The organism is Alicyclobacillus suci, assembly GCF_017329615.1.
Taxonomy (GTDB): domain Bacteria; phylum Bacillota; class Bacilli; order Alicyclobacillales; family Alicyclobacillaceae; genus Alicyclobacillus; species Alicyclobacillus suci.
The window spans coordinates 17,196-40,503 of the sequence record NZ_JAFMTW010000031.1 but is presented as its reverse complement, the minus strand read 5'-3'; the positions used below and the strand labels follow the sequence as shown (position 1 = coordinate 40,503).

The following is a 23,308-nucleotide window of genomic DNA, read 5'->3' as shown; positions in this document are numbered from 1 at the left end:
AATCATCTGATAGAGTTTGTAAGCCGCCTTGTTCTCCTGCACCCATGTCCGGTTGTATAGCAGAGGGATTTCGTACTCACGTTCCATGTCAGTCATCAGAAGCGCCAAAGCACGATCACGATCGACACCCTTTTTGCCCTGTATAATGCTTACGTACCGACTCAAATAGTCTCCAAGCATCATCTATCACCGCCCACAGGCACCTTTATCGTCATCCCCGGCTGTATATCCGCACCTATGCCGTTCTCACGCTCTATCCACGCTTCCACGGCCTCTGTGTTGTCTCGTGAATCAAAGCGGCTTGCTATGCTCCATAGGCTGTCTCCTGACTGGACTATGTAGCTTTGTGTCTTGGTGTCGGCAGGGACGTTGCCACGGATCAATCCGAACCAGGCTGCTATTATGAAGAATACAAAAGATCCAGCGAGTAGGGCCGCTGAAAGCAGCCCCTTTACAAATGGCGATTTAGAACGGTAGTTCCTCGCCATCGAGCAAGTTTTTCTGCTCGCTCTCAACCGGCTCTGAGGCATCGCCATCCGTTTCAACCTCCCTCGCTTCCACTTCTACTGACTGTTGATGGTCGACATTGAGGTAATCAGTAAGCTTGTCCATGTCGTCGAATGTCCACTTCGTCGGGTCTTGCTTGCCCACAACGGCCAATCCAATCTCCCGCAGTGCATCACCATCAATCCCATAATCGTGAGCTAGAGAGGACAGGGCATTAATGCGTTCCATCCATTGCTTTTTGAACTTACGTTTTGCGTCCGCAGCAACTTTCTCTTTCTGGGGTTCTACTTCTCGCGCATCAATATCAATAAATTCGGACTGCAATTCTTCGTGAGTTACTAGTCCGCTAATCCCGAACTGGCGCTTGAGGGCAAACGCTTCAGCAACCTTCTGGATCATCGCGGACGGGTACTTGTTCCACACTTGAGACCCTGCATTGTACTCATTGAAATCCACAAAGCAGATCACCGGACGACGCGTTTTGTGATAGCAAATGGCCCAAGCCCCGACGATTTTCCCGCGTTTGGTACCGAATTTGTGCTTCACTGTGTCGTTTATCGCGTCAATCTCGAAATCGTCACCCTCACGCACCACGAAGCTCTTAAGACCATCAAAGTTTTCATCACGTTGTGCAACCTTCAAATACCCGTCACGCGATGTCATGATGATTGCCGGCGCGTTCGGATCGTCCACATACTGACCGTTCCTATCTTTTTTCTGCCTCTTGTAACACCAAATTTCCTTTAGAAACGGATCCAGTTGATACCGAGCACAGAGAGTTAAGAACATCTCTAATTCAGCGTCTGTGACACCCTTTGCCACCGTCCGCTTAATGGTGTCAATCTGTTCTCGTGAGTATTGCTGCAGACTGCCCCCTTGCACTACCTGCAGATGCTTTTCAGCCGTAGACATTACTCAGCCACCTCCACAGAAAAAGTGGTGCCGCCGACCTTGACCGCGACGCCCGGCACCAACTCACCATTAGCATCGACTACCGCAAGTTGCCCGTTCACTTCGATGACGGATAGGGTCTTCTTGTACTCGCCCCACTCGACGGTCTCGATGACTTTCACATAAGCGTCATCCGTTGCCTTGACGTGCTCTAGTAGCGCCGTCTCATCGAACTTCGAAGGTTGGTGCTTAGTGGTACGCGATTTGAGCGTTCCGTATGGGAGTTTGATGCTCTTGTTACCTTTCGGGTCGGCCTCGTATTGTTGCATGTGCCACTCGGTCAGTAGCCCTTGGAAGAACTCGACGTGTTTGTTGACCTGTTCTAGCTCTTTGTCCCTCCAAGAGGTGATGCGCTCAATCTCCGCTTGGGCCAGTTCGTTGACCTCATTGGCCTGAGTTTGCAAAGCCCGGAGTTTCCGAAGGCACCAGTTCGCCGACATCTTGTCTGTCACACGAAAGCGTTCCTGGGCTTCTTGCTGGGTCAACTCATCTAATTCGACATCCCACAATGGATTAGTTGCCATGGTTTATCTCCTCCGATTCCTTGTAGTCCGCGCAATCTGCGTGGTAATAACGGCCATCCAACATGTCTTGTATATGTGGCTCATCGCTTGTGACTCCGTTACAGCACACGCGACAGATGCCCAACCGTTCTGGTTCTTGTGACAACTCGGCGCACCCCCTGTCTATCGAGGGCCGCTTGGCACTCTTCGAGTTCCGCGATAACCGACGGTACATCCAATGCGATGAACTCCTGCAGCCGCTGTAGCCGAAACGCGATATTCGTGTTAGGGTGCTGCAACTCGTCATATGCGTCCTGCAACCGATGCAGACAGTCTGTGATACGCCCGTGTACGTCGCTCATGCTGTCACCTGCCCATAGCCAGCCTGACGCTCATGCGCGGTCACAATCTCCTCCACACACCACTTGCAGATGATGTATGGACCATCATTCTCGGGCTTGTCCCACTCGTTGCACCGAGGACAGTGAACAAATCCGTCATCCCGGCAATCCGTGCACACCTTAATCTCGCCGCCCGTTGTATCGTCCCAGTGCACTGTATGGATACCGGGTTGGTCTCCACATAATTCGCAATTACGCATCTACCGCACCTCCATCACGTTGTGGTATGCTCGTTTTATCGTTGTTTTCTTTGTGGCTCTCGTTGGCGCGGGATCCTTTTTGATGTTTCTGTACTGCTTCCCATTCAGGCTTTGCTCGTTCTAAGGCTTCTTTTATCCGATCCACGGCTTTCACCACCGCATCTATATGGCTCTGTACCTACAACCCCGGTTTATTTTTGAAACTTGCATGCCGTATGCAAAATTCGCATACCATATGCACCCGTTCCGGTTAAGCTAACAGCAGATGGTTGTTGTCGCTTCGGTCGAGCAACTTTTGGATGCCATCAAGCATGGTCTGAAGTACTTTTCGGCCTCCGCAGGCATCTATGTAGCGCAACTCCATCGCATAATCGATGTACATATCCTCATGCTCAATCCGCGAAATCGTGCTTTGGTCAGCTCCGAAGCGTTCTGCGACTTCTAGCTGGCTCTTACCCGCAAAGATTCTGGCGAGTTTGAGCAACACACCCCGTTTCACAATGCATCACCCCCTCTCAAACGCCGCAACGGATAACTCCATCCGGGCTTGTCTACCTCTCTGACGGGCCGCGGCATCACATCATCCCCGAAAGGACGATTCGCATGATTACCTCGCCCAAAGCTGATGCAATATTAGAGCTGCTCGAAACAATCCTGACGGACCTCAGTAACGAGTTACTTGAGCGGTACGACTCGGTGGACATCAGACTCAGCATCAACGCCACGTTCGATTGATATTTCCGCTTTTTTCCTCCGCGCTGCCCGATAAGCAATCTGCCGAACGTACTCGTTAAAGTGGTCAATCACTTCCTGTGAAGGCTGATTCTTCAGGATCACCTCGATTTTGTTCGCCATCGCCATCGCCTCCACTGGCAACATATGTGTTAACGGGTTGACCGCTTTCCTAAGCCTGTTTCTGGCGTGGCTTTAATTCCTTAATCGTGTCATTAGCTGCCCGTTCGAGAAGGACTCTAACCATCTCAGACCAACTATCCCCAAAGAACTGCGCCTGTTTAATCGATGTGAGTTTGTCTTCGAGTTCAGCCGGTATCGTGACCATAAAACGACGCATTTCCGTTGCCATGAACTTCCTCCTTTCTGATACACTAATCATAGTGTATCACCTACTCACCAGTCAATACGTTTCACTGAATAATCAACAGTGGTACACTGGTACAAAGAACCTTTGAGGTGTTTAAAGTGCCTACCGAAAAACCACGGGTTATCATCACTCTGCCGGGCGACTTATTTGACCGCATCGAAGATTTCCGGTACGAAAATCGATATCCAAACCGCTCAGAAGCGGTACTCGCGCTTATCGAGGAAGGCCTAAAGGTTCTTCATCGAAAGGAGAGCGTTGATGGAAAGCAAAACAAAGGCGTTGATTGAAGCAATGGAACAAATTGCTGAAGCTTTGTCGCAAGAACTTTTGAAGCAATATGATGAAGTTGACGTCAAGATTTCCATCGATGCTCGTTGAGCGACTTTGATTGACTTGCGAGTGCGCCTTGCCCGCGTGCTCGCCTGTCATCAAAACAACGCCTGTGCCATACGCTTTGCTTCATCGATACACCACTGTCGGGTCTCCCTACTCTTATGAGCGCTATCGTCATCCCACATGTGGCATCGGTCGCAGAGTCCGAGACAGTTGCTGATGTCGTTGGTACAGGCCGACCCTTCGCTGCGGAAGTGGCAATGGTGGAAGTGCATCAATCGGCGACGCTTGCACCGCTCGCACAAGCCACCTGAGCGTTCCCAAACAGCCTGTTTGACCTCTTTCGGAAACTCCTTGTCACGCGCTCGTGCACTACGTCGTTTCTTCATCGGTTTCTTGACATTCTCTGATTTGCAAGGCTTTGGTACTGGATGAAACTCAGTTGCAAGGTTCATTGCGTGACCACTTCCGTTGATGCCAGTTCGTTTTTGAATAGGTTTATGAAGTAAATCTGGCCTCTTCCAGTAACCTTTGGTGTCTTACTAACGGTTACCCGATTGTCGGAATGGATAATGGGCGTTTCCTTTACTTCAAACAGCCCCAGATCCATCGAGCGTTGTGTCGGCATGTTCCGGTCCGTCCCGAAACGCTTGATGAGGTAACCCTTATTCCGGAGTTGTTCGAACAACCGCTTTTCACCGATTTCAATACCGTTCTGTCGGAGTAAGACAGCCAGCTCGCGAACCAAAATGCTTGTCTGACTCACGCTAACCGCCTCAGCGAATAGAACTTTAGGCTTGTCCGCCTCGATTTGTTGTCCTAGCGACGCGTTCTCGGACTGAAGCCGTTCGTTTTCTTCGACCTGAGCCACCAGTGCAATCAACGCTTCCTTGTAGTTCTGGGGCAATTGATGTACTGCGACTTGCGCGCGCTCCATCTCTTCAAATTTGGTCACATAAGCAGCGGTAAACAGAACTCCCTTTTCGCCGGTCATCTTGTTTGCGACCATGTCGCAGCCTTTGCGAGTCAAGTAATAGTGCCGGTATTCTCTTCCTGTTCCTGCTGTGTAGGTGCTTTCGATGAAGAATTCATCAGCCCTCAAATTTGAGGAATGACTCAAGATAGCGACATATCCATCGATATCTCTGACAAGATTGTCGTGACGACGTTCGGTCATCCGCGCGACTTCGCGACTATCAACCACAAATCGTCCATTTCGTTGCACCACATTAAATTGGTTCATTCTCTCCACCTCGTTCCTTGACAATTTGATAAGTGCTACTGTTCAAAGGATTCACTCTCCTGAATGTGGAAGTTGTTTGGTGCCACCCTCAACCCACGGAAGGAGGTGAAACACATTGTCACTAAAAGTTGTTGCTTACGATTTGCACCTAGGAACAAAAGAAGTTTACGAAGAACTAATCACGACCATTGAACTCGCAACAGACAATGCAATCGAAATTCAAAAATCAGTCTGGGTCGTTTCCTCCGACGACGATTGTGAAACCTTGCGCGATATTCTGAAATTGAAAATTGACGATAACGACAAACTTTTCGTCGCTCCGCTCCCTAAGGGATCAGCTTGGACTGGTATAAAAGGTTTGAAAAAGTTCATCGACGATAATCGTTAATCTTCCGAATCACAATATTGGTCGCGAATCATGTCTTTACTGCCATCAGGAGAGCGAAAAGGTACACATCGTGCCTTTTCTTTCTCTTCATAACGAGCTGCAAGGACGTACTCGTTCGAAAACTCGCCATGCTCATAAGCGTTCAAGAACATTTCAGCGACCTGCCTCAGTGATTCCTTAGTCACGTGCAATTTAATGCCGTTCGTGACATTTCCAAAGTGCAACGCATCAACATGAATCGTCGGCCCATGATCGTTTGAAACTCGGAAAATTACGCCACCGTTACCTATGTGCAAGTAAATTTGCTCGTCCATATCGCACCTCTTCTCCACTTACGCTGTCTCAAAATCTGGTGTAGAATTACGACGTAAAACGTCATAAACACTGAGACCTAGAATTTCTGATAGTTTCATAGCTCGCTCTGGTCTCAAGGTGTTCTCTCCGTGTTCATATCGCTGGTACGACCGGAGTGTAATCCCCAGCAAGTCAGCCACTTGCTGTTGGGTTAAATTCCTTGCGTTTCGCGCGTCTTGGACGTGCGTTCTGGCTTGTTTCACATCACCACCACCTTGATTTGACATGACGTTTAATGTCATATCTCAATTCGATACTATATGACGTTTGATGTCACGTCAAGCTGTTAAGGAGAAAAAGTTTTGGCTAATTTCTCAGAACGCTTGAGTGAACTTATTCAATCTAGCGGTGCTCAAAAAAAAGAAATTGCTGAATATCTCGACGTTACATATCGTCAGTTCCGCCGTTACGAAACTGGCGACGGTAAACCAGACTTCGATGGACTTATCAAACTCGCAGACTTCTTCGATGTCTCGCTAGACTACCTCGTAGGCCGGAGCGACAACCCTGAAAGGAGGTGAGCTACAATGTTTACCGATGTTAAATGGATTCCTAAGAATCCGATTCGTTCTGACGTGAGTCCGCGAGTTGACGCCACTTCTTACGGAAGTGATGTCTTGTTAACAGAAGACGGCACCCTTTCCTTCGATGATGGTGATTTAGCAACTGTTAGCGGTGTCGAATCCTTCAAGCAAAGTTTTCGGACTCTCATCCTGCCCGAAGGAAATGAGCGTTTTGATTACGCCGTCATTTCTCGGATTTTCAAACCGTTAGACGAAAATGATTTTTTGGCCGAATCCGAACGATTGGCTAACCAAATCGCGCAGCACAGCGTTTACGACGCAGTTACCGGAAAACAAATTGGGCTTGGGCATACTGTCGAGCAGGTTCACAGCATTGAACGAAAAAACGAAAACGGTAAAAACTTTTTGTACATCGAAGTCACTGCAACAGGTGTTGAGCAACCGTTATTGGTTAAACTCCCCTTCTTGCCCTACTAGCCCTTTGGCTACAGCCTGCAACAAGATATAAGTGGTGGATGTTGGAGACTTATCATAGGAATCTGGTAATGCCTCCAACATCCTTTCCAGCAGTTTATTGGCCGCTTGTTCCACCCTTCTCACCTCCTTGGTTATCTGCTGCAACTCGGAAACGGCTAATTGGCTCACCATTCGTCCCCTCCCTCAATTTACTGAGTCTCAGTTCTAACTGATTTAACCTGCCTACGCGGCATCAAACAATCCAAAACAACGGAATCCGTTAGTTTGTTGTCAAAAAAAACACCAGGGTCAACGTCCAAAACATCCGCTATAACTTGCAGTCTTTCGGTGTCCAAACGAACATCACCACTTGTTATGTGAATATAGCCCATTACAGACATCCCTAGCTTTTTCGCAAGAAATGTCTTTGTGACACCCTTTGCTTTGCGGATTCTCTCGACATTCTCTTTAACCGTTCCCATACCATCACCGCCTTTCATTTCTAACGTTTTCCGTTAGTAAGACTATATCAACGAAAAACGTTAGTGTCAATCATGAATTCTCAATTCCCGTTGGTTTATATCGAATTTCGTTAATTGAGGTTAGAATTCGGGACAGGGGAGCGTGCTTAATTGTGGAACAATCTCGCCAAGACATGGTTGTCGCCAATCGAATTCGCGCCACTAGAAAGAGGCGCAATTTAACTCAAAAGGAACTTGGAGATATGGTTAATGTGTCTCCTCAAGTTGTATCAAATTGGGAACGTGCTTATACTCGGCCAAGCGCAGAAGATTTTATAAATTTAGCTACAGCACTTAATGAAGACGTGTCATGGTTGATGGCTCAAGATTATGTAGAAAGAAAAGAATCGCGGCGCCCAAGAGGTATCGATGCTCTTATCCCGCAAAATTTAATTACTTTTCCCAAGAACATGATTCCTATTCCTGTTCTTGGTTCGATACGTGCAGGGGATCCAATTGAAATGGTTAGTGAATCAAGTACGGAATATGAACTGGTTGATCGTGATCTGATACATAACCGCGACTCTTTTATCCTTCGTGTTCAAGGCGACAGCATGATCGGTGATCATATCTATGATGGTGATCGGGTAGTTGTTATCGCTACTCCTGATTTTAGCCCTTCTGATATTTGCGTAGTCGCCATCAACGGTCATGAAGCGACGTTGAAACGAGTGAAATGTCAAGGTGAAGTTTGTATCTTGTCTCCCAGCAACCCAGAGATGGAGCCAATGGTCTATCCAGCTGATGAAATTCATGTCCTTGGCGTTGTGGTAGAAGTGAGGCGCAGATTAAAGCGGTAATTTCATTAAGCAGAACTGATGCGCCACATATTTTCTTGATGAAAAGTGCAGATATGGCGATTCACCATATCCAAGAATTACAGGAGTGAAAACGAATGCGGGCTGCAATCTATACACGTGTGAGTTCGGACATGCAGGTCGCCGACGGGTTCTCTCTGGACGCTCAGTTATCGCGTCTGCGTTCCTATTGTGACTCTCAAGGATGGTCTGTGGCAGCCATATACACGGACGAAGGCATATCGGCCAAGGATATGCAAAGGCCGTCTTTAAATCGCCTTATAGAGGATATTAAACACGGTAAAATTGACGTGGTTGTCGTATATCGGCTTGACCGCCTGACACGAAGCGTACGAGACCTAGATGAACTGCTCACGTTCTTCGAGCAACACAACGTAGGTTTTAAGTCAGCAACTGAGATGTACGACACAACATCCGCGACGGGCCGTCTCTTTCTACGGCTCGTGGCTTCACTCGCGCAATGGGAGCGCGAGAACCTTGCAGAGCGAACTCGAATGGGACAGGTTGAGATGACCAATCAGGGTAAATGGTCAGGCGGCCATGCTGCATTCGGATATGATTACAAAGAGGGTAAATTGATCGTCAACGAAGCACAAGCTCTAGTCGTTCGCGAAATTTTTAACCGCTACGTCCGAGGAGAAGGTACGAAGGCCATTCTAAGCTGGTTGAATGACCCAGACCATTCTCAACTTGCTCCGAATCGGCGTTGGACGCAATCTGCGTTGAAATACCTTTTGCGCAATCCTTTATACGCCGGCTATGTGCGATATGGATACAGAACCGTCGGCGGCCGCAGACAACCGGATCACATCGTTGCTAAGGGAGAACACGAAGCAATTATTAGTCAAGAATTATGGGAGCGTGCCGATCAGATGAGAATCCGTCGTACAAGAATGCCCGCAAACTCATCCATTGGCACCTATCCGCTCTCGGGCATTGCTCGTTGTGGCAAGTGCGGATCAGCGTTATCGGGGCGCACATCTCCAAAAAAGATGTCTAACGGAAAACAAACCATAGGACGACATTACATATGTAACGAACGTCAACACTCCAATCTCTGCGACATGCCGATGATCCGTCAGCAGGCGCTCGAAGACGCTGTACTCGCGGAGATCGAGAAGTTTTACACAACAATTAGCGATACAGCACCAATCACTGATAATTCAAAAGCGATAGAACGCCTGAAAACAGAAATCGCGCAAGTCAATAAGCGTCGAGACCGTTGGATGGATGCGTTTGAAGATGGCAACATCACTTCTGCTGAACTACGTATGCGGTTAGACGCGCTGAACGAGCAAGAAGAAGTACTACGACTGCAACTTTCTGAACTCGAAGACATGCAACCTGTTGACCATGCGTTTGTGCGAGACGTGTTGAAGTCGTTCCGTGCAGCATGGGACGCTGCTGAGCCGTATGAACGCAAAGAACTGATTCGTATCATCGTCAAACGGATAGACGTGCATATCAATGGCAAGGTAATCTCACGTCGGCCAGCGCCGTTTCGAGTCGACATTGAGTTTAACGTTTAGTCGTATGTGCGAATGGGGTGTCATGCGTTCGCTTGGATTTTCTGGCTTGCATTTTTATGGTAGCACGCAAAATCAGTGGAGGCCATTCTCGGCGTTCCTTCGCGAGAATGGCCTCTTTTTCTAGCTTGGGTATCCGCCTTGGACAATTTCTCCGCCTCTACATACACTAGCGAAGGCAATCTCATGCGGCCAATGTGAGGAGAGGGGAACATTCATGTTCACGCTGGCAGGAACAGAACTGTCGCGATTCCTATTCGGAATGGTACTTTTGCTAGTTGCTGCAAACCTGCTAGGGTATGTAGCAGAGCGGTTAGCCATTCCGCGTGTGATAGGCGAAGTCGCTGGAGGTCTCGTGCTTGGCCCCACTTGTCTGGGTGCGTTGTTTCCAAACGTCTTTCACTGGGTGTATTTAGGGTTTTCGTCAGAAAGCAGCCTATTTGGCCTCATCTACTACATTGGCGAATTGTTCTTACTCTACACTGCGGGCTTAAAAATTCAGACCCGCTTTGCCAAGAGTGATGTCAAAACAGGCCTTGCCATCATTATCGGATCAACCATTATTCCATTTGTCATCGGCTGGTTATCAACTTACGTATTTCACCCCGCCCAGTTTCTGGGTCCCGACAAAAGCGTCGTGGCGCTGAAAATTGTGGTTGCTATCTCCATTGCCGTGACTTCCATCCCGGTCATATCCAAAATTTTTTCTGATCTCGGCATTATGCACTCCAGATTTGCCAAAATTGTGGTCGCTATTGCTGGGGTACACGACCTGATTCTCTGGGTCGCGCTCGCGATTGCCTCAGGTATTGTCTCTGGGCCAGCACACAGTGGCAGTATCAATGGTTGGGTTGTGACGAAGAGCCTGGTCGTCACCTTCGCTTTTTTGGCCGTTTGTATTGGAGTGCTGCCCTGGATTCTGCGTAAAATCACCACGCGTCGCGCAAATTTTCTGTTTCGCTCGTCGTTTCTTGGGTACTTTATCGTCATCCTGCTCGCGCTGTCCGACATCGCTGGATACCTACAGGTCGACGTTATGTACGGCGCAATTCTGGCAGGCGTTGCGACAAAATTCACGCTGCCAGAACATCTGTTCGAGAAACTTCAAAGTGGTATTCAAGGCATCGCTTATGCCTGCTTCATCCCCTTGTACTTTGCGATTATTGGCATGCAACTCGATCTCGCCAAACACTTCAACATCGGATTCTTCTTCCTATACTTGCTCTTTGCCACGGTGGTACAAAGCATCGTCGTGTATGTCACCTGTCGAGTGATTCGCGCGGACAAACTGACCAGCGTCAACTTTGCTGCCGCCATGAACGCCCGTGGTGGACCGGGCATTGTGTTGTCGTCAACCGCGTATGCGCTCGGTATTATCAATCAAAGTTTTTTTGCGATTTTAGTAATGCTAGCGCTCGTCACGTCTTGGATGGCCGGTGCCTGGTTGCGGTTTGTCCTTCGCCGCGGGCTGCGGTTGATGCCGGGAGACGAAGGCTTACAAATCGAGCGCGTTCAGGAAGAAGTACAGTTTGAGGGAAGTGCGTATGAGTAGGTGTGCAAAGAACATAATAAGCGATAAAAGATGGTACTGGAGGACCCGTTAGAATGGTCTTTTTGATTTGGTTCATCGCCGGTTTTATCGCAGCGTTAATCGTCACATTCGTCGTTCGAGGAATGCGCGGACGCAGCCGTTAATTTGGACAACAAAATTTCTACATCCCCATGTGCGCCGACACGGTCATCGGTCAATCAGGTGCATATCAAAAGATCATGTCGTCCGTCGACGCCCATTTCACGTCTAGGGGCCATGCCACGACAGCCCATACTACACACGGTGTCTGGAGTCTTCCGATTCACACACTCCCCTGGTTGTCATATAATGGGGTAAGAGTTTCCCTAAACTAAAACTTTGTCACGGCAGACAGATTGTTGCCGTCACGAAATATAGTTCATCTGCGCATCATACGTGTAGTGTGTGGAGAGGAGTGAAACAGATGGGACTTTCCGCTAGCCCCGTTTCCTCAGAAGACAAGGCGGTGATGAGGGCTCGCAAAGCGCTAAAACAACACCATCGCGGATTGCGTGGGCTGCTGCCATTCATTGGCCCTGCGTTTATTGCGGCAGTTGCCTATGTCGATCCCGGCAACTACGCGACAAATATTCAAAGTGGTTCGGCGTTTGGTTATCGCCTCTTGTGGGTTGTCGTGCTCGCAAATTTGATGGCCATCTTTATTCAACGGCTGTCGGCGAAACTGGGTATTGCCACAGGGAAAAACTTGCCGGAGTTGTGTCGGGCGCACTTTCCCACCCCCATCAATATCGGGCTTTGGGTATTTGCGGAAATCGCAGCGATGGCCACGGATTTGGCTGAGTTTTTAGGTGCGTCTCTCGGTCTCAATCTTCTCTTTCACATTCCACTCATTGTTGCAACGGTCATCACCGGCGTGGGCACCTATCTGATCTTGATGCTTGATCGATTCGGGTTTCGACCGCTAGAGCGATTCATCACGGCCATGGTTGTACTTATGGGCGTATGTTACCTGGCCGAGACGATTGTGTCACGTCCCAGTTTCTCTCAAATTGCCATGCACAGCGTGTTACCATGGCTTGGCAATTCACAGGCCGTCACACTTGCGGTAGGGGTCATCGGTGCGACGGTCATGCCCCACGCCGTGTACCTGCACTCAGGACTGACGCAACAACGCATACGACCACGCAACGACGAGGAAAAAATTCAAATTAACCAGTTCAGCACAAAGGAAATTGTCATTGCGCTCGTGCTTGCAGGGCTCATCAACATGAGCATGATGTACATGGCTGCAGCAGCATTCCATTCCACAGGACACACGCACGTCGCGGACATTCAGTCGGCATACCAAACGCTGACGCCACTGCTCGGACCGGCCGCATCAGCCGTCTTCCTCGTGTCTCTGTTGACCTCTGGTTTTAGCAGTTCAGCAGTTGGCACGATGGCCGGCCAGGTCATCATGCAAGGATTTGTCGGCTTTACCATCCCACTGTGGGCGCGCCGTCTTGTCACAATGTTGCCAACGGTTATTGTGGTATGGATTGGCCTTGATCCGACGCGAACTTTAGTCATCAGTCAAGTCATTTTAAGTTTGGTTCTCCCACTGCCGATTTTCTCGCTGGTATACTTTACACGTCGTCGAGAAGTGATGGGCGTCCTGGTCAATCGCCCCATCACAACAGTCATTGCATCGGTCATTGCGGGACTCGTCTTTGTCCTCAATGTCATCCTGATTCTCGGCACGTTTGGCGTCAACATCCTGTGAAGTGCCCACATAAAAACCCAGCGCCGTCTCGCGAACCGCGCTGGGTTTACACGCTAAACACAGACTAGACGTCAGTCGTTCTCAATTCGGCACAACACCGTCTCAAGGCCAACATGTTCTCCCTCTTGCACCAAAATCTCTCGAAGCGTCCCAGTGTATTCTGAGGGGACTTCAATCGTTACCTTGTCGGTGGTGACTTCCAATAACGGTTCATCCTGTTCCACGTGGTCGCCAACCTGCTTGAGCCACGATGTGACAAGCGCCTTCTCCACACTGTCGCCGAGCTGTGGCAATTTTACGTCTATCATCAGGCATTCCCCTTTGTCCTATGTACTTCATCCTCTTCAATCTACATCGAAACGCAATCGAGGGCAACCAAATGCGTCCGTAGACCGAGACGAACACGTTAGGCGAGGCGCAGGGGCTCTTGATAAATCTCATCCGCCTTCGCATTGCTGATATATCCAGCGTCGACCATGTTTTCGAGCACGAGGCGCTGGCGCTGGCGCGCTAACGTGTAATTTTTCAATGGGTCATACGCCGAAGGGGCATTTGGGAGTCCCGCCAGCATCGTCAACTCTCCCTCATTACACTGCGCTGGTGACCTTCCGAAATACGTCTCGGCCGCATTATGTAAACCGTACGCGCCATGTCCAAAGTAAATGACGTTGGTGTACAAGGTGAACACTTCTCGTTTGGACATCGTATCGTAGACGCCTACTGCATAGAACATTTGTTTCAACTTGCGTCGCATCGTCTTCCGTTTGGAAAGGAGCGTATTGTCAACCAACTGTTGTGTTATTGTAGATCCGCCCTCAACATATCCGTCCTTTTGGATGTCGACAACAATGCTGCGAGCGATACCGACGAGATCGATTCCGGGATCATGATTAAACCGCCGGTCCTCCGTAGCGACGATGGCTTCTCGAAACGTCGATGGAATCTCCGCTGCAGTCAGTGGGTGCACGTGATTGGCTACTTCTATTGTACTTGCCGCGACTCGAACCTTTTTAGCAATCGGAAACACTTTGTGAAAATACAGGTTCATCGCACCCAAGCAAACCGCTACGAAAAATGCGAGACCGAATATGAATTTCATCAGCCGAAACATCGAACGCCACCTTCGCATTGACGAATGAATAGAACGTTTTACGAAGAGCCTTTGGTTTTTCGAAGTGCGTTATGCACGAGTGCCAGAATCCCACGTCTTGCGAGAAGCCCAACAAATTGACCCGCATCATCCTCGACGCATAAGAAAGGCGCGTCAATACTTATTTGCAACGCCCGAATAAAGGATTGATCTTGGCGAATCCGAGGGACATCGACATTCATCACGTCTTGCACCAAAAAATCTGACAAGGCATCAAACTCTATTCGCTCAAGACCCAAAATTCGGTCGAGAATCATCGTTTTGCTGATTATGCCAGCGACCACGCCAGAACTCGCGACCACTGGAATGGCTGAATACCCGGCTTTAATGAGAACGAGCAGCGCATGTTCCGCAGAGTGCGCTGGGTGGACACAAGCGACATCCTCCGCAGCGATGATCATGCGAGCCACCTCATCGTCCCGTAATGTCAAGGCTTCAATAGATTGCATAGAATCTCTGGATGACTCCTTTCGTCACACGCCCGTGCAGCCTGGCGTGGCAGTGCAACACGAAACTAGAGATTTAATCGTACTGCGTGTAACCCCCGACTCCATTCTCTATCCACGCTTTCTGCGCGGTACGCGCAACACGTGTATTTTACCACGAAACATCACGCCTTGATAAATCACGCAAACCGCGTCGCGCTTCCGTTTTATACATCGAAAAACGGGCAACTAAAACGGTAAAGTTCGCGCTGTACAGGGTAAGCTACGGTGCAAGGGGGGAAACCACATGTACCGTATGCTATGCGCCTTGTCGGCGGCGATATCTGTTTTCACCGCGTGCATACCCGCAGACGCGGCAAAAACCAAAGACCGATTTTATTTCGAACGGCTAGGTTACGCGCATTGGCAGGTACCGACACATCGAAAAATCGTCGCATTGACGTTCGATGATGGCCCAGACCTTAAATATACACCACAAATTCTCCAATTACTTACGAATTACGGAGATCACGCTACATTTTTCCTCATCGGTCAGAAGGCCGAGCAATATCCGAACGTCGTACGACAAACAGCACTGCTCGGAAACGAGTTGGGTAACCATACCTTTTCACATGCGAATATTGCCCATCTTAGTACGGGCGATCTCACCAAGGAATTAGATGAAAGCAAATCTGCGATTGAGCGAATCACAGGAGAGCGGTGCGTATACTTTCGCCCGCCGCGCGGATATTACGATGAGCCATCAGTACTCACAGCTTATCGACGCGGATATTCTGTCATTATGTGGTCGTGGGATGAAGACAGTCGCGATTGGGCGGGCCCAGGCGCCGCCACGATTGCTCATTCGGTTCTCAATCACCTGCACCCCGGAGATATTATTCTCTTGCATGACGGTACGGCCAACAGCAAGCAGACCGTCGCGGCGCTTCGTATCATACTTCCTGAGCTTCATCGACGAGGCTACCAATCTGTCACCGTGACTGACTTGCTGCGTTCTGCAGACGAGACAGACTTTTATGCGAAATAATGCATCACTGGGCTTTTTGATACATAAATGGCGCCACGGGCGACAAACTGCCCAAATTCATGCCAAGGAATTGTTCCGTACTACCAACGAACAAGATGCCCCCAGGATTTAATGCGCTGCAAAAGCGCTCGAGAATTTGCTGTTTGGTCTGGTCTGTAAAATAAATCAGCACATTTCGGCATACGATTAAGTCGAGTCCTTGCGGGTAATCGTCAACGAGCAAGTTGTGTTTAACAAACTGCACCTGTTTGCGAACCTGTTCGCGAATTCGGTATATATCAGCTTCCCGCAGAAAATAGCGATTCAGGAGGTTTTGATCAATACCTCGTATTTGGGGCTCAGCATAGATGCCTTCTTCAGCGCGTTGTAACACGCGCTCGTCAATATCTGTCGCTAGAATTGGGTGCTGATGAAGACCGAGCTCAAGCAGCAACATGGCGAGTGAATACGGCTCTTCCCCACTCGCACAGGCCGCACTCCAAACCCGGGGCGATTTCCCCATTGCGGATAAAAGAGTACGCAACTGCGTCCAGCGTTCCGGATTCCGAAAGAACTCTGAAACGTTAATCGTCATTTTATCAAGCAATTCATCCATCAGCGCACGGTTCGATTTGAGTGCCGCAATATATTCCGAAAAGGTCCGATATCCTCGCCGATCTCTCAAATTCGTCAATCTGCGTTCCATTTGTGGGCGTTTATATCGGGTTAAATCGATTCCCGTCAGCAACCGAAACTGTTCCATAAACCATGCAAACTCATCCATTGATATGCCTCCGTCTGAATATGTATCGCACCAAGGGGTGGTACTTTTGAAGATTGGCGCTCTAACCAACACGCCAAAAATTGGATTGGCACTGAGTGGAGGAACCTTAAAGGCCGCGGCGCACATCGGTGTTCTTGGCGCACTTGAAAAACTTGGAATCGAACCCGATGTTCTCGCTGGAACTAGTGCCGGGTCACTGGTCACCGCCCTCTATGCACACGGTTACCGTTACGAACAGTTTCAGCAACTGCTCGCTACATTCCCTGGGTTGCGCTTGTTCGACTATGGATTTCCATTGTGGTCTTCATTGTACACTTGGACGGTCAACCACTTGCACCGCCGTGGACCTGGTTCAGTACCCGTTGTTCCGACTGGGCTCCTACGCGGTCATCGACTAACCAAATATATCGAGCGATTGCTAGTGCATCGTCGACCGCAATTACCATTCTACATTGTCGCAACGGATTTGATTAGCGGGCGTCCAATCGTATTCGCGAGCGATTCCACCATTCGCAACGACGCTCACGTACCAATGAAAAACATCCCTTTAGCTGTGACTGGAAGTTGTGCACTCCCTGGTATTTTCTCGCCTGTCGTACTGGATGACTTTGTCTTGGTTGACGGAGCCATGCGTCACTATGTGCCGGTGTCCGTACTGCAAGACGCTGGTTGTGACAAAATTATCGCCGTGAATCTGTATCGTCTACCTGCAAATTACATACCTACAACATTAGTTGACGTGCTTGCGCGCTCGTTCGACATTCTCCTTCGTGAATCCATTGACAACGATATTTCTCCAGGGCCAAAAATTTATGTATTAGAACCCGATCTAAGCGAAATCAAATGGCGAAAATTTGCTGAAATGGCCGACTGCGTACGAATTGGCAATGCCATGGTCAATGAGCAGCGAGACGCGCTCTTAACCTTTTTACAAACGCCTGTATAAACAAAAATAGCCCCTAGTAGGGGCTATTTTTGTTTCGTGATGTTACGCCAACCAAGCGTCGACTGCTCGGTCGTAAGAAACAGACTCGCCCTTGAACCACAAATTGATCTCACGTGCAGCACTTTCAGCAGAATCTGATCCGTGAATGATATTCATGCCAATCGTCAACCCATAGTCGCCGCGAATGGTACCTGGTGCCGATTCGGCCGGATTCGTCTTCCCCATCAACGTGCGCGCCACGCTAATCGCGTTATCCCCTTCCAGCACCATTGCAAAAACTGGTGAAGAGGTAATGAACGACACGAGGTCTTTGAAAAACGGCCGTTCCTTGTGTTCCGCGTAGTGTTCTTCAGCCAGGGACTGTGGAACTTGCATCAACTTTGCGCCTACAATTTTCAGCCCTTTCTTTTCAAAACGGCTGACAATTTCGCCAACCAAACCGCGTTGTACCCCGTCTGGTTTCACCATGACAAACGTCTTTTCGACTGCCACAAAAGCCACTCCTTTAGCTGTGATTGCCAGCGCTATTGTACGAGACTTGATGGTCATTGCGCAAGCTAGAATGAGCGTTCCGCAACAAATTGCGTCAAAACGGCTAACTCTTTCTGCACCCGTTCGTCACTGACCCTCGTCAAAACCGTCAGAGCCTTGTCTAAATAACGTTGTGCAAGAGAACGGGCCACGTGCAACCCCTGCGTGTCCAAAACAAGGGAAACCGCCTCCAGCACATCGTCTTGATTCATTCCCTCGTGAATTAAACCGCGTAACCGCCGTCCCACGTTTGGCGTTTGCGCGGCGACTAGGGCTGGCAGTGTGAGATTCCCTTGCCGCAAATCGCCGCCGACAGGCTTACCCACCACCTCTTGACTGCCCACAAAGTCAAGAATGTCATCGACAATCTGAAAGGCCATACCCGTATAATGACCAAATAAGCGCAATGCGGATATATCATGTGCACTCGCTGCACTCATACGCGCGCCCAGCGCACAACTCAGCGCAATCAATAAAGCTGTTTTACGCTCAATTCTCCGCAAATAAGTCTTAATCGATTGATCCCAATTATAGAAATCGCGAATTTGCTCAATTTCACCTTGACATAGCCGCACCATTCCCAGCGACATCTCGCGATGCACGTCTGGGTTGTCCACCTCTGCCAAGAGTTGAATCGCACGAGCAAATAAAAAATCACCTGTGTACATTGCAGCAAGATTTCCGTACTCACTCCGAACAGTGGGTCGACCTCGCCGTAACGCAGCCTGATCGATAACGTCGTCGTGCACCAACGTCGCCATGTGAGTCAATTCGAGTGCAGCAGCGAGTTTGGCCACGCGGTCATCCGACTCCTCGTGCAATTGCTGTGTCGTGCCACAGATTAATGCAAACAGCGGTCGCAATCGTTTCCCGCCAGCGTCCAGTAACTGCTGTGACGCCTCTGCCAAAACGATTTGCTGCGATGCCGCGCGGTCGTGCAATATGTATTCAACTTGTTCTAACTGAGCGCGGTACCTCTGATAAACACTATGAAAGTCCAACCGGGTCACGCCTCTCATTCAAGGTTGTCCGAACCAGGGTCACATCGTCTCCTGTCCAGGCAGCGCCTTGTACCCAATGTGGAGCGCCGCAATACCCATAGTCAGTGGATAGCTCTTGACCTTCGTCATCCCCAAATCCACAAATATTTGTTCCAGTTGGTGACGATTCGGAAAGTCGATGAGCGACTCCGGCAGCCATGAATACGGTGCATCGTCTTTGACCACAAGCGACCCGATGCGCGGCAGTACTTTATAAAAATAAAAGTAGTACAAACGCCGGAACAGAGCCGAATCAGGTTTGGACAATTCGAGTGAAACGACCACGCCGCCTGGCTTCACCACTCGCAACATCTCTTGCAGACATTTTTCTACACTTGGCATATTGCGCAATGCAAATCCTACGGTGGCAATGTCAAATTGATTGTCCTCAAAAGGCAAGTCCATTGCGTTGCCATGAATAAAGTCGATTCGGTCTCGCTCTGGACAGGTAGCTAACCGCTCTTGTGCGACCTCAAGCATCGCCTCGGTAAAATCGAGGCCAGTTACATGGCCTTGCGGACCCAATCGCTTTGCCATTGAAAACGTCCACGCACCCGTTCCCGCTGCGACGTCGAGAATTTTCGAATCGCGCCGCAAGGGCAACTGCCGCATGGCAAAATGGCGCCACAAGCGATGTTGCTGAAAACTCAAGACGGAGTTCATCACATCGTATCGGCGCGCAATTTTAGAAAACACTTCATGAACATGTTCGGCCTTGTCACCCTGCATCCTCAGTGCTTCCCCTCCGCCCAACTCAAGTGCTCGACTGTCTGTTGAATGGGCTGAAAATACTCAACCAAAAAGTTGTACAAGGGGCCGACTAACGCGGTTGCCGGCATTGTGCCCACTCGCTGCATGGAATCGGACAGCCACTCTGATGCTTGACGAACCGTAAAGTTATGGTTTGGCCGGCGTGCAAGCAATTCATTTCGTACAATATGTGCCTGTACAAGTGATTCAATGTGTGTGGTCCAAGCCCCAGTTTCACCAAGATAATGGTTGGCGAGCGCCGTCAGCAATTGACCCTGCGCAATTCCCGTCAGTCTCATGTACTCTTGTGATGAAAGTCGATTCCCCTCAGTGGAAATCGTCATTTTCGCCTCGTTCACCCGAGCCACTGCATCACAAAGTGCGTACATCAACGCACTGTCACTCAGCTGAGCCAGTAGAAAATAGTACTTGCTACTGTCGTAATCCCCGGCCAGTACAACAAGTCCTTGCTTTTCTGCAGACGAGGTATCCACATCGTCGTGAATGGACAACCCCTGCTCGAGTACCAATACAGCGGTTAAAACCTGTTCCATCTCGGACTCGGACACATCTGCCGCTGACAGAATCGCGTACCCGACATCGAAATGAAACCGACTGACGGATTGACGTATTTGGCTTTTAAGCAAATACTCATGCTGCATATGTTTCAGTGCCAGACGCTCGACACGTCGAAATAAGCTATCCTTGCAATCCGTCAAGCCCGTGTCATCTCCTTATGTATCTATCCGCCGTTCATTGTGGACACCGCTTCAGTGAGTATACCACAAAAGCCCACTTACTTTTCATTGAGCTCTCCATCGGTACGGATGACTCCATGGGCCGTATATAATAAAGCTTTCCCACGAATCTTCATTGCAGACGTGTGTTCTGTAAACTGCGCGATCATGACCTCATTTTTGTCCAACTTTTCGGCATGATGAAACCGCGTTTCGGGCCCGCGTGTCATTCCAATTACCTGTACGCCATTTTCGAGTGCTCGGATGACAAAATAATCTCCTAAAACAGGTGAATCAGCCATTACGTCCACCCCTATCCAAAAAAGTTCCGAAAACAACGAAAACCAGCGTGATTCACGCTGGTTCACTGGTCGGAATGCCGGGATTCGAACCCGGGACCTCTACCTCCCCAAGGTAGCGCGCTACCAGGCTGCGCCACATCCCGCTATTTACGGCGCAAGATGTATTATAGACGACTTTATTCTGCCCCGCAATGGTTTGATTCAAATTCTGCATTTTACAAAAACAGCCCCCGGTACAGGTAGTCCCGGGGGCGTCCACTTACAAAATGATTGCGATAAGACCTCCGCTACCCTCGTTGATAATGCGCTGCAGCGTCTCTTTGAGTTTGAACTGAGCGTTTTCCGGCATCAATGACAGCTTTCCGGAAATACCCTCCCGGACAATCGCGGCCAACGATTTTCCGAAGATGTCGCTCTCCCAAATTTTTAGTGGGTCCTTCTCGAAATCCTGCATCAAGTAACGCACGAGTTCTTCCGACTGTTTTTCTGTGCCGACAATCGGTGCGAACTCACTCTCGACATCCACGCGAATCATATGGATGGACGGTGCCGTCGCCTTCAAACGAACTCCGAAGCGAGAGCCTTGCTTGATGAGTTCCGGCTCATCCAAGGTCATTTCCTCGAGTGCCGGCGGCGCAATTCCATACCCGGTCAACTTGACCATACGCAACGCTTCCGCCACCTTGTCGTATTCGCGCTTCGCATAGGTGAACTCTTTCATCATGCGCAAAAGTTGATCCCGACCCGTGATTTGAACGCCAACGACTTCGGTCAATACGCGGTCGTATAATTCGTCTGGCGCGTCGAGATCGATAACGGCGACGCCCTGCCCCATATCCATGTGTGACAAACCTGCGTTGGACACAAACTCATATTCCGAGAACTGCGCGACGACTCGGTCAATATCGCGAATCCGTCGGATATCTTGAATGGTATCGCGCACAGAGTCATGAAATTGTTGGCGCAGCCAGTGCTCTTCTTCTAGCACCATCACCCAGTTTGGTAGGTTTACGTTGACCTCTTTCACCGGGAATTCATATAGTGCTTCGCGCAACACATAATTGATTTCGTGTGTCGTCACCGTGGCACATGACAATGCAATAACAGGTACATCGTATTTGGTCATCAGTTCATCGCGTAGGTCTTGCGCCCGCGGATGCTCCGGATTGACCGAGTTAACGATGATGACAAACGGTTTGCCGAGTTCCTTCAGCTCTTCGACGACCCGTTCTTCAGCGTCCACATAGCCTTCTCTCGGAATTTCAGCGACACTGCCGTCTGTCGTCACGACGATACCGATGGTCGAGTGGTCAGCAATCACCTTTCTCGTGCCAATTTCAGCAGCTTCCTGGAACGCGACAGGTTCGTCGAACCACGGCGTCGTCACCATGCGCGGTCCCGCTTCATCTTCATATCCTCGTGCGCCTTCGACTGCATAACCAACGCAGTCGACAAGCCGAATGTTCACATCCAGCCCTTCGGCAACCCCTACCTCAACCGCTTGGTTCGGGATAAACTTTGGTTCAGTCGTCATAATGGTACGGCCTGCAGCACTTTGCGGCAACTCGTCGGTTGCGCGGACCCGTTCGGACTCATCTTTGATGTTCGGCAGCACGATGAGTTCCATAAACTTTTTAATAAAGGTCGACTTGCCAGTGCGCACGGGGCCGACCACGCCGAGGTAGATGTCGCCCCCCGTTCGCTCAGCAATGTCCTTAAAGACGTCGAATTTTTCCACGCTTCTCCCTCCTCAAGATGACCGGCGTAGACTGCTACGTACGCATGCCTTGCCCCGGCCCACTGACAATCCCCGTAGACTGTCCCGGTGTCGGTGGACAGTAGAAAATATATGCGTCGAGCCCCAGGGTATGCTTGCCTATCAACTCGTCCCTGACGTTGACTATATATACGGCTTGTGGGAACAAAGTAGAACGCGCGGAAAAAAAAGAGGAGTCGTGCACCGAGATATCGGTGGCGATTGGGCGAAGAAATGGCGATTGTGAATCTTCCAAAACACAAAAACCGGCTGAACCATCCTAGTCAGATGATCAACCGGCGAAAACTATCGATACTCACTCGTTGATATGTTGCTGATATTGCGATGCATCCATGAGTGCGTCCAGTTCGCTTTTGTCGCTCAGTTCGACGACAACCATCCAGCCATCTTCGTAAGGGCTGGAATTGACGCGTTCAGGCGCGTCTTCGAGTCCGCCATTCACTTCCACGACTTTGCCAGTGACAGGTGCAAACAAATCGGAAACCGTCTTCACCGACTCTACTGTGCCGAACGTTTCGTTCACGGTCAGTTGCGTGCCCACTTCCGGCAATTCCACATAGACAATATCTCCGAGCTCGTCCTGTGCAAAATCGGTAATTCCGATGTACGCGCGGCTACCTTCCACACGTACCCATTCGTGTTCCTTAGAATATCTGAGATTGTCGGGGACGTTACTCATGGTGACCCTCCCATAACGAGACTCAATCTAAATCAACATC

The 23,308-nt window shown here is 49.6% G+C and carries 36 protein-coding genes and 1 tRNA gene; 10 read left to right on the top strand and 27 right to left on the bottom strand.

All coding sequences use genetic code 11. The features are described from left to right. The 10 genes from J3482_RS14145 to J3482_RS14100 all read right to left on the bottom strand — a co-directional run. The coding region (locus tag J3482_RS14145) for a hypothetical protein (RefSeq protein ID WP_206922589.1) at positions 1–183 on the bottom strand (183 nt) is incomplete at its 3' end. Then, the gene (locus J3482_RS14140; RefSeq protein WP_206922588.1) at positions 180–488 is read right to left on the bottom strand and encodes a LysM peptidoglycan-binding domain-containing protein; all 309 of its coding nucleotides are present in this window, start codon (positions 486–488) and stop codon (positions 180–182) included. The genes J3482_RS14145 and J3482_RS14140, both read right to left, overlap by 4 nt. After that, positions 466–1,419: a phage recombination protein Bet gene (bet, locus tag J3482_RS14135; RefSeq protein WP_206922587.1), complete on the bottom strand. Its 954-nt coding sequence runs from the start codon at positions 1,417–1,419 to the stop codon at positions 466–468. Before bet ends, J3482_RS14140 begins: the two co-directional genes overlap by 23 nt. Next, positions 1,419–1,982, bottom strand: a complete 564-nt coding sequence (locus J3482_RS14130) for a host-nuclease inhibitor Gam family protein (RefSeq protein ID WP_206922586.1) — start codon at positions 1,980–1,982, stop codon at positions 1,419–1,421. The genes bet and J3482_RS14130 overlap by 1 nt, the downstream gene beginning before the upstream one ends. A gap of 98 nt (positions 1,983–2,080) precedes the next feature. Further along, complete coding sequence (locus tag J3482_RS14125; protein WP_206922585.1) at positions 2,081–2,323, bottom strand: hypothetical protein; 243 nt, start codon at positions 2,321–2,323, stop codon at positions 2,081–2,083. Then, positions 2,320–2,562, bottom strand: a complete 243-nt coding sequence (locus J3482_RS14120; RefSeq protein ID WP_206922584.1) for a hypothetical protein — start codon at positions 2,560–2,562, stop codon at positions 2,320–2,322. Before J3482_RS14120 ends, J3482_RS14125 begins: the two co-directional genes overlap by 4 nt. Continuing rightward, positions 2,555–2,707, bottom strand: coding sequence for a hypothetical protein (locus J3482_RS14115; protein WP_206922583.1), 153 nt, complete (start codon positions 2,705–2,707; stop codon positions 2,555–2,557). The genes J3482_RS14120 and J3482_RS14115 overlap by 8 nt, the downstream gene beginning before the upstream one ends. Before the next feature lie 105 nt (positions 2,708–2,812). Next, on the bottom strand, positions 2,813–3,061 hold the full coding sequence (locus J3482_RS14110) for a helix-turn-helix domain-containing protein (protein WP_206921860.1): 249 nt from the start codon (positions 3,059–3,061) through the stop codon (positions 2,813–2,815). A gap of 176 nt (positions 3,062–3,237) precedes the next feature. Continuing rightward, positions 3,238–3,417 (bottom strand): hypothetical protein, encoded by a 180-nt coding sequence (locus J3482_RS14105; RefSeq protein ID WP_206922582.1) that lies wholly within the window; start codon positions 3,415–3,417, stop codon positions 3,238–3,240. Between the two features lie 49 nt (positions 3,418–3,466). Then, entirely contained in the window at positions 3,467–3,646 is a 180-nt protein-coding gene (locus J3482_RS14100) for a CopG family transcriptional regulator (RefSeq protein ID WP_146823410.1), read from the bottom strand. 512 nt (positions 3,647–4,158) lie between these two features. Between J3482_RS14100 and J3482_RS14095 the strand changes: the two genes are divergently transcribed. Next, complete coding sequence (locus J3482_RS14095) at positions 4,159–4,311, top strand: hypothetical protein (protein WP_206922581.1); 153 nt, start codon at positions 4,159–4,161, stop codon at positions 4,309–4,311. Positions 4,312–4,448: 137 nt separating this feature from the next. On the opposite strand, the gene J3482_RS14090 is transcribed toward J3482_RS14095, so the two are convergent. Next, complete coding sequence (locus J3482_RS14090) at positions 4,449–5,240, bottom strand: phage antirepressor KilAC domain-containing protein (protein ID WP_236018252.1); 792 nt, start codon at positions 5,238–5,240, stop codon at positions 4,449–4,451. Positions 5,241–5,355: 115 nt separating this feature from the next. Here J3482_RS14090 and J3482_RS14085 point away from each other — a divergent pair, with 115 nt between their 5' ends. Further along, positions 5,356–5,628, top strand: coding sequence for a CRISPR-associated protein Cas2 (locus tag J3482_RS14085; protein ID WP_206922580.1), 273 nt, complete (start codon positions 5,356–5,358; stop codon positions 5,626–5,628). On the opposite strand, the gene J3482_RS14080 is transcribed toward J3482_RS14085, so the two are convergent. Both J3482_RS14080 and J3482_RS14075 read right to left on the bottom strand, forming a co-directional pair. Continuing rightward, entirely contained in the window at positions 5,625–5,942 is a 318-nt protein-coding gene (locus tag J3482_RS14080; RefSeq protein ID WP_206922579.1) for a hypothetical protein, read from the bottom strand. The two genes, J3482_RS14085 and J3482_RS14080, sit on opposite strands and share 4 nt — an antisense overlap. A gap of 18 nt (positions 5,943–5,960) precedes the next feature. Beyond that, positions 5,961–6,185: a helix-turn-helix transcriptional regulator gene (locus tag J3482_RS14075; RefSeq protein WP_328702708.1), complete on the bottom strand. Its 225-nt coding sequence runs from the start codon at positions 6,183–6,185 to the stop codon at positions 5,961–5,963. 99 nt (positions 6,186–6,284) lie between these two features. On the opposite strand from J3482_RS14075, the gene J3482_RS14070 reads away from it, so the two are divergent. Together J3482_RS14070 and J3482_RS14065 are read left to right on the top strand one after the other, a co-directional pair. After that, the gene (locus tag J3482_RS14070) at positions 6,285–6,503 is read left to right on the top strand and encodes a helix-turn-helix domain-containing protein (RefSeq protein WP_206922577.1); all 219 of its coding nucleotides are present in this window, start codon (positions 6,285–6,287) and stop codon (positions 6,501–6,503) included. Positions 6,504–6,509: 6 nt separating this feature from the next. Next, complete coding sequence (locus J3482_RS14065; RefSeq protein WP_206922576.1) at positions 6,510–6,983, top strand: hypothetical protein; 474 nt, start codon at positions 6,510–6,512, stop codon at positions 6,981–6,983. Here J3482_RS14065 and J3482_RS14060 read toward each other — a convergent pair. After that, positions 6,951–7,151 carry a hypothetical protein gene (locus J3482_RS14060; RefSeq protein WP_206922575.1) on the bottom strand — a complete coding sequence of 67 codons (201 nt, stop codon included), beginning with the start codon at positions 7,149–7,151 and terminating at the stop codon, positions 6,951–6,953. The genes J3482_RS14065 and J3482_RS14060 overlap by 33 nt on opposite strands. Before the next feature lie 20 nt (positions 7,152–7,171). Continuing rightward, positions 7,172–7,444 (bottom strand): helix-turn-helix domain-containing protein, encoded by a 273-nt coding sequence (locus J3482_RS14055; protein WP_206922574.1) that lies wholly within the window; start codon positions 7,442–7,444, stop codon positions 7,172–7,174. A 152-nt stretch (positions 7,445–7,596) separates the two neighbouring features. On the opposite strand from J3482_RS14055, the gene J3482_RS14050 reads away from it, so the two are divergent. The 4 genes from J3482_RS14050 (at position 7,597) to J3482_RS14035 (ending at position 13,120) form a co-directional block, all read left to right on the top strand. Next, the gene (locus tag J3482_RS14050; RefSeq protein ID WP_223204162.1) at positions 7,597–8,283 is read left to right on the top strand and encodes a LexA family protein; all 687 of its coding nucleotides are present in this window, start codon (positions 7,597–7,599) and stop codon (positions 8,281–8,283) included. 95 nt (positions 8,284–8,378) lie between these two features. After that, positions 8,379–9,830, top strand: coding sequence for a recombinase family protein (locus J3482_RS14045; protein WP_146823422.1), 1,452 nt, complete (start codon positions 8,379–8,381; stop codon positions 9,828–9,830). 214 nt (positions 9,831–10,044) lie between these two features. Continuing rightward, positions 10,045–11,379 (top strand): cation:proton antiporter, encoded by a 1,335-nt coding sequence (locus tag J3482_RS14040; protein ID WP_146823424.1) that lies wholly within the window; start codon positions 10,045–10,047, stop codon positions 11,377–11,379. A 442-nt stretch (positions 11,380–11,821) separates the two neighbouring features. Then, positions 11,822–13,120, top strand: a complete 1,299-nt coding sequence (locus J3482_RS14035; protein WP_146823426.1) for an Nramp family divalent metal transporter — start codon at positions 11,822–11,824, stop codon at positions 13,118–13,120. A gap of 71 nt (positions 13,121–13,191) precedes the next feature. Here J3482_RS14035 and J3482_RS14030 read toward each other — a convergent pair whose 3' ends face one another. The 3 genes from J3482_RS14030 to cbpB all read right to left on the bottom strand — a co-directional run bounded on the left by J3482_RS14030 (position 13,192) and on the right by cbpB (position 14,719). After that, a complete protein-coding gene (locus J3482_RS14030) occupies positions 13,192–13,428 on the bottom strand; it encodes a biotin/lipoyl-containing protein (protein ID WP_146823428.1) in 237 nt (78 codons plus the stop codon). A 98-nt stretch (positions 13,429–13,526) separates the two neighbouring features. Then, positions 13,527–14,231: a biosynthetic peptidoglycan transglycosylase gene (locus J3482_RS14025; protein WP_223204163.1), complete on the bottom strand. Its 705-nt coding sequence runs from the start codon at positions 14,229–14,231 to the stop codon at positions 13,527–13,529. A 38-nt stretch (positions 14,232–14,269) separates the two neighbouring features. Beyond that, positions 14,270–14,719: a cyclic-di-AMP-binding protein CbpB gene (gene cbpB / locus J3482_RS14020; RefSeq protein WP_188332275.1), complete on the bottom strand. Its 450-nt coding sequence runs from the start codon at positions 14,717–14,719 to the stop codon at positions 14,270–14,272. Positions 14,720–15,002: 283 nt separating this feature from the next. Here cbpB and J3482_RS14015 point away from each other — a divergent pair, with 283 nt between their 5' ends. Next, entirely contained in the window at positions 15,003–15,743 is a 741-nt protein-coding gene (locus J3482_RS14015; RefSeq protein ID WP_146823430.1) for a polysaccharide deacetylase family protein, read from the top strand. A gap of 4 nt (positions 15,744–15,747) precedes the next feature. Here J3482_RS14015 and J3482_RS14010 read toward each other — a convergent pair whose 3' ends face one another. Then, a complete protein-coding gene (locus J3482_RS14010; protein WP_146823432.1) occupies positions 15,748–16,506 on the bottom strand; it encodes a CheR family methyltransferase in 759 nt (252 codons plus the stop codon). Between the two features lie 46 nt (positions 16,507–16,552). Here J3482_RS14010 and J3482_RS14005 point away from each other — a divergent pair, with 46 nt between their 5' ends. Next, positions 16,553–17,452, top strand: coding sequence for a patatin-like phospholipase family protein (locus tag J3482_RS14005; protein WP_236018251.1), 900 nt, complete (start codon positions 16,553–16,555; stop codon positions 17,450–17,452). Between the two features lie 42 nt (positions 17,453–17,494). Here the strand turns inward: J3482_RS14005 and ndk are convergent, their stop codons facing one another. The 8 genes from ndk to gcvH form a co-directional block, all read right to left on the bottom strand. After that, positions 17,495–17,944, bottom strand: a complete 450-nt coding sequence (gene ndk / locus J3482_RS14000) for a nucleoside-diphosphate kinase (RefSeq protein WP_021298066.1) — start codon at positions 17,942–17,944, stop codon at positions 17,495–17,497. Between the two features lie 65 nt (positions 17,945–18,009). Beyond that, positions 18,010–18,993, bottom strand: coding sequence for a polyprenyl synthetase family protein (locus J3482_RS13995; protein ID WP_328702273.1), 984 nt, complete (start codon positions 18,991–18,993; stop codon positions 18,010–18,012). Between the two features lie 30 nt (positions 18,994–19,023). Next, positions 19,024–19,752, bottom strand: a complete 729-nt coding sequence (locus J3482_RS13990; RefSeq protein WP_146823438.1) for a demethylmenaquinone methyltransferase — start codon at positions 19,750–19,752, stop codon at positions 19,024–19,026. A gap of 2 nt (positions 19,753–19,754) precedes the next feature. Continuing rightward, positions 19,755–20,492 (bottom strand): heptaprenyl diphosphate synthase component 1, encoded by a 738-nt coding sequence (locus J3482_RS13985; RefSeq protein ID WP_021298063.1) that lies wholly within the window; start codon positions 20,490–20,492, stop codon positions 19,755–19,757. Positions 20,493–20,569: 77 nt separating this feature from the next. After that, positions 20,570–20,812: a trp RNA-binding attenuation protein MtrB gene (mtrB, locus tag J3482_RS13980; RefSeq protein WP_021298062.1), complete on the bottom strand. Its 243-nt coding sequence runs from the start codon at positions 20,810–20,812 to the stop codon at positions 20,570–20,572. Positions 20,813–20,878: 66 nt separating this feature from the next. After that, positions 20,879–20,955 (bottom strand) — tRNA-Pro (locus tag J3482_RS13975). Positions 20,956–21,071: 116 nt separating this feature from the next. After that, complete coding sequence (gene spoIVA, locus J3482_RS13970) at positions 21,072–22,550, bottom strand: stage IV sporulation protein A (protein ID WP_021298061.1); 1,479 nt, start codon at positions 22,548–22,550, stop codon at positions 21,072–21,074. Positions 22,551–22,884: 334 nt separating this feature from the next. After that, a complete protein-coding gene (gene gcvH / locus J3482_RS13965) occupies positions 22,885–23,268 on the bottom strand; it encodes a glycine cleavage system protein GcvH (protein WP_021298060.1) in 384 nt (127 codons plus the stop codon). Between the last annotated feature and the right edge of the window lie 40 nt (positions 23,269–23,308).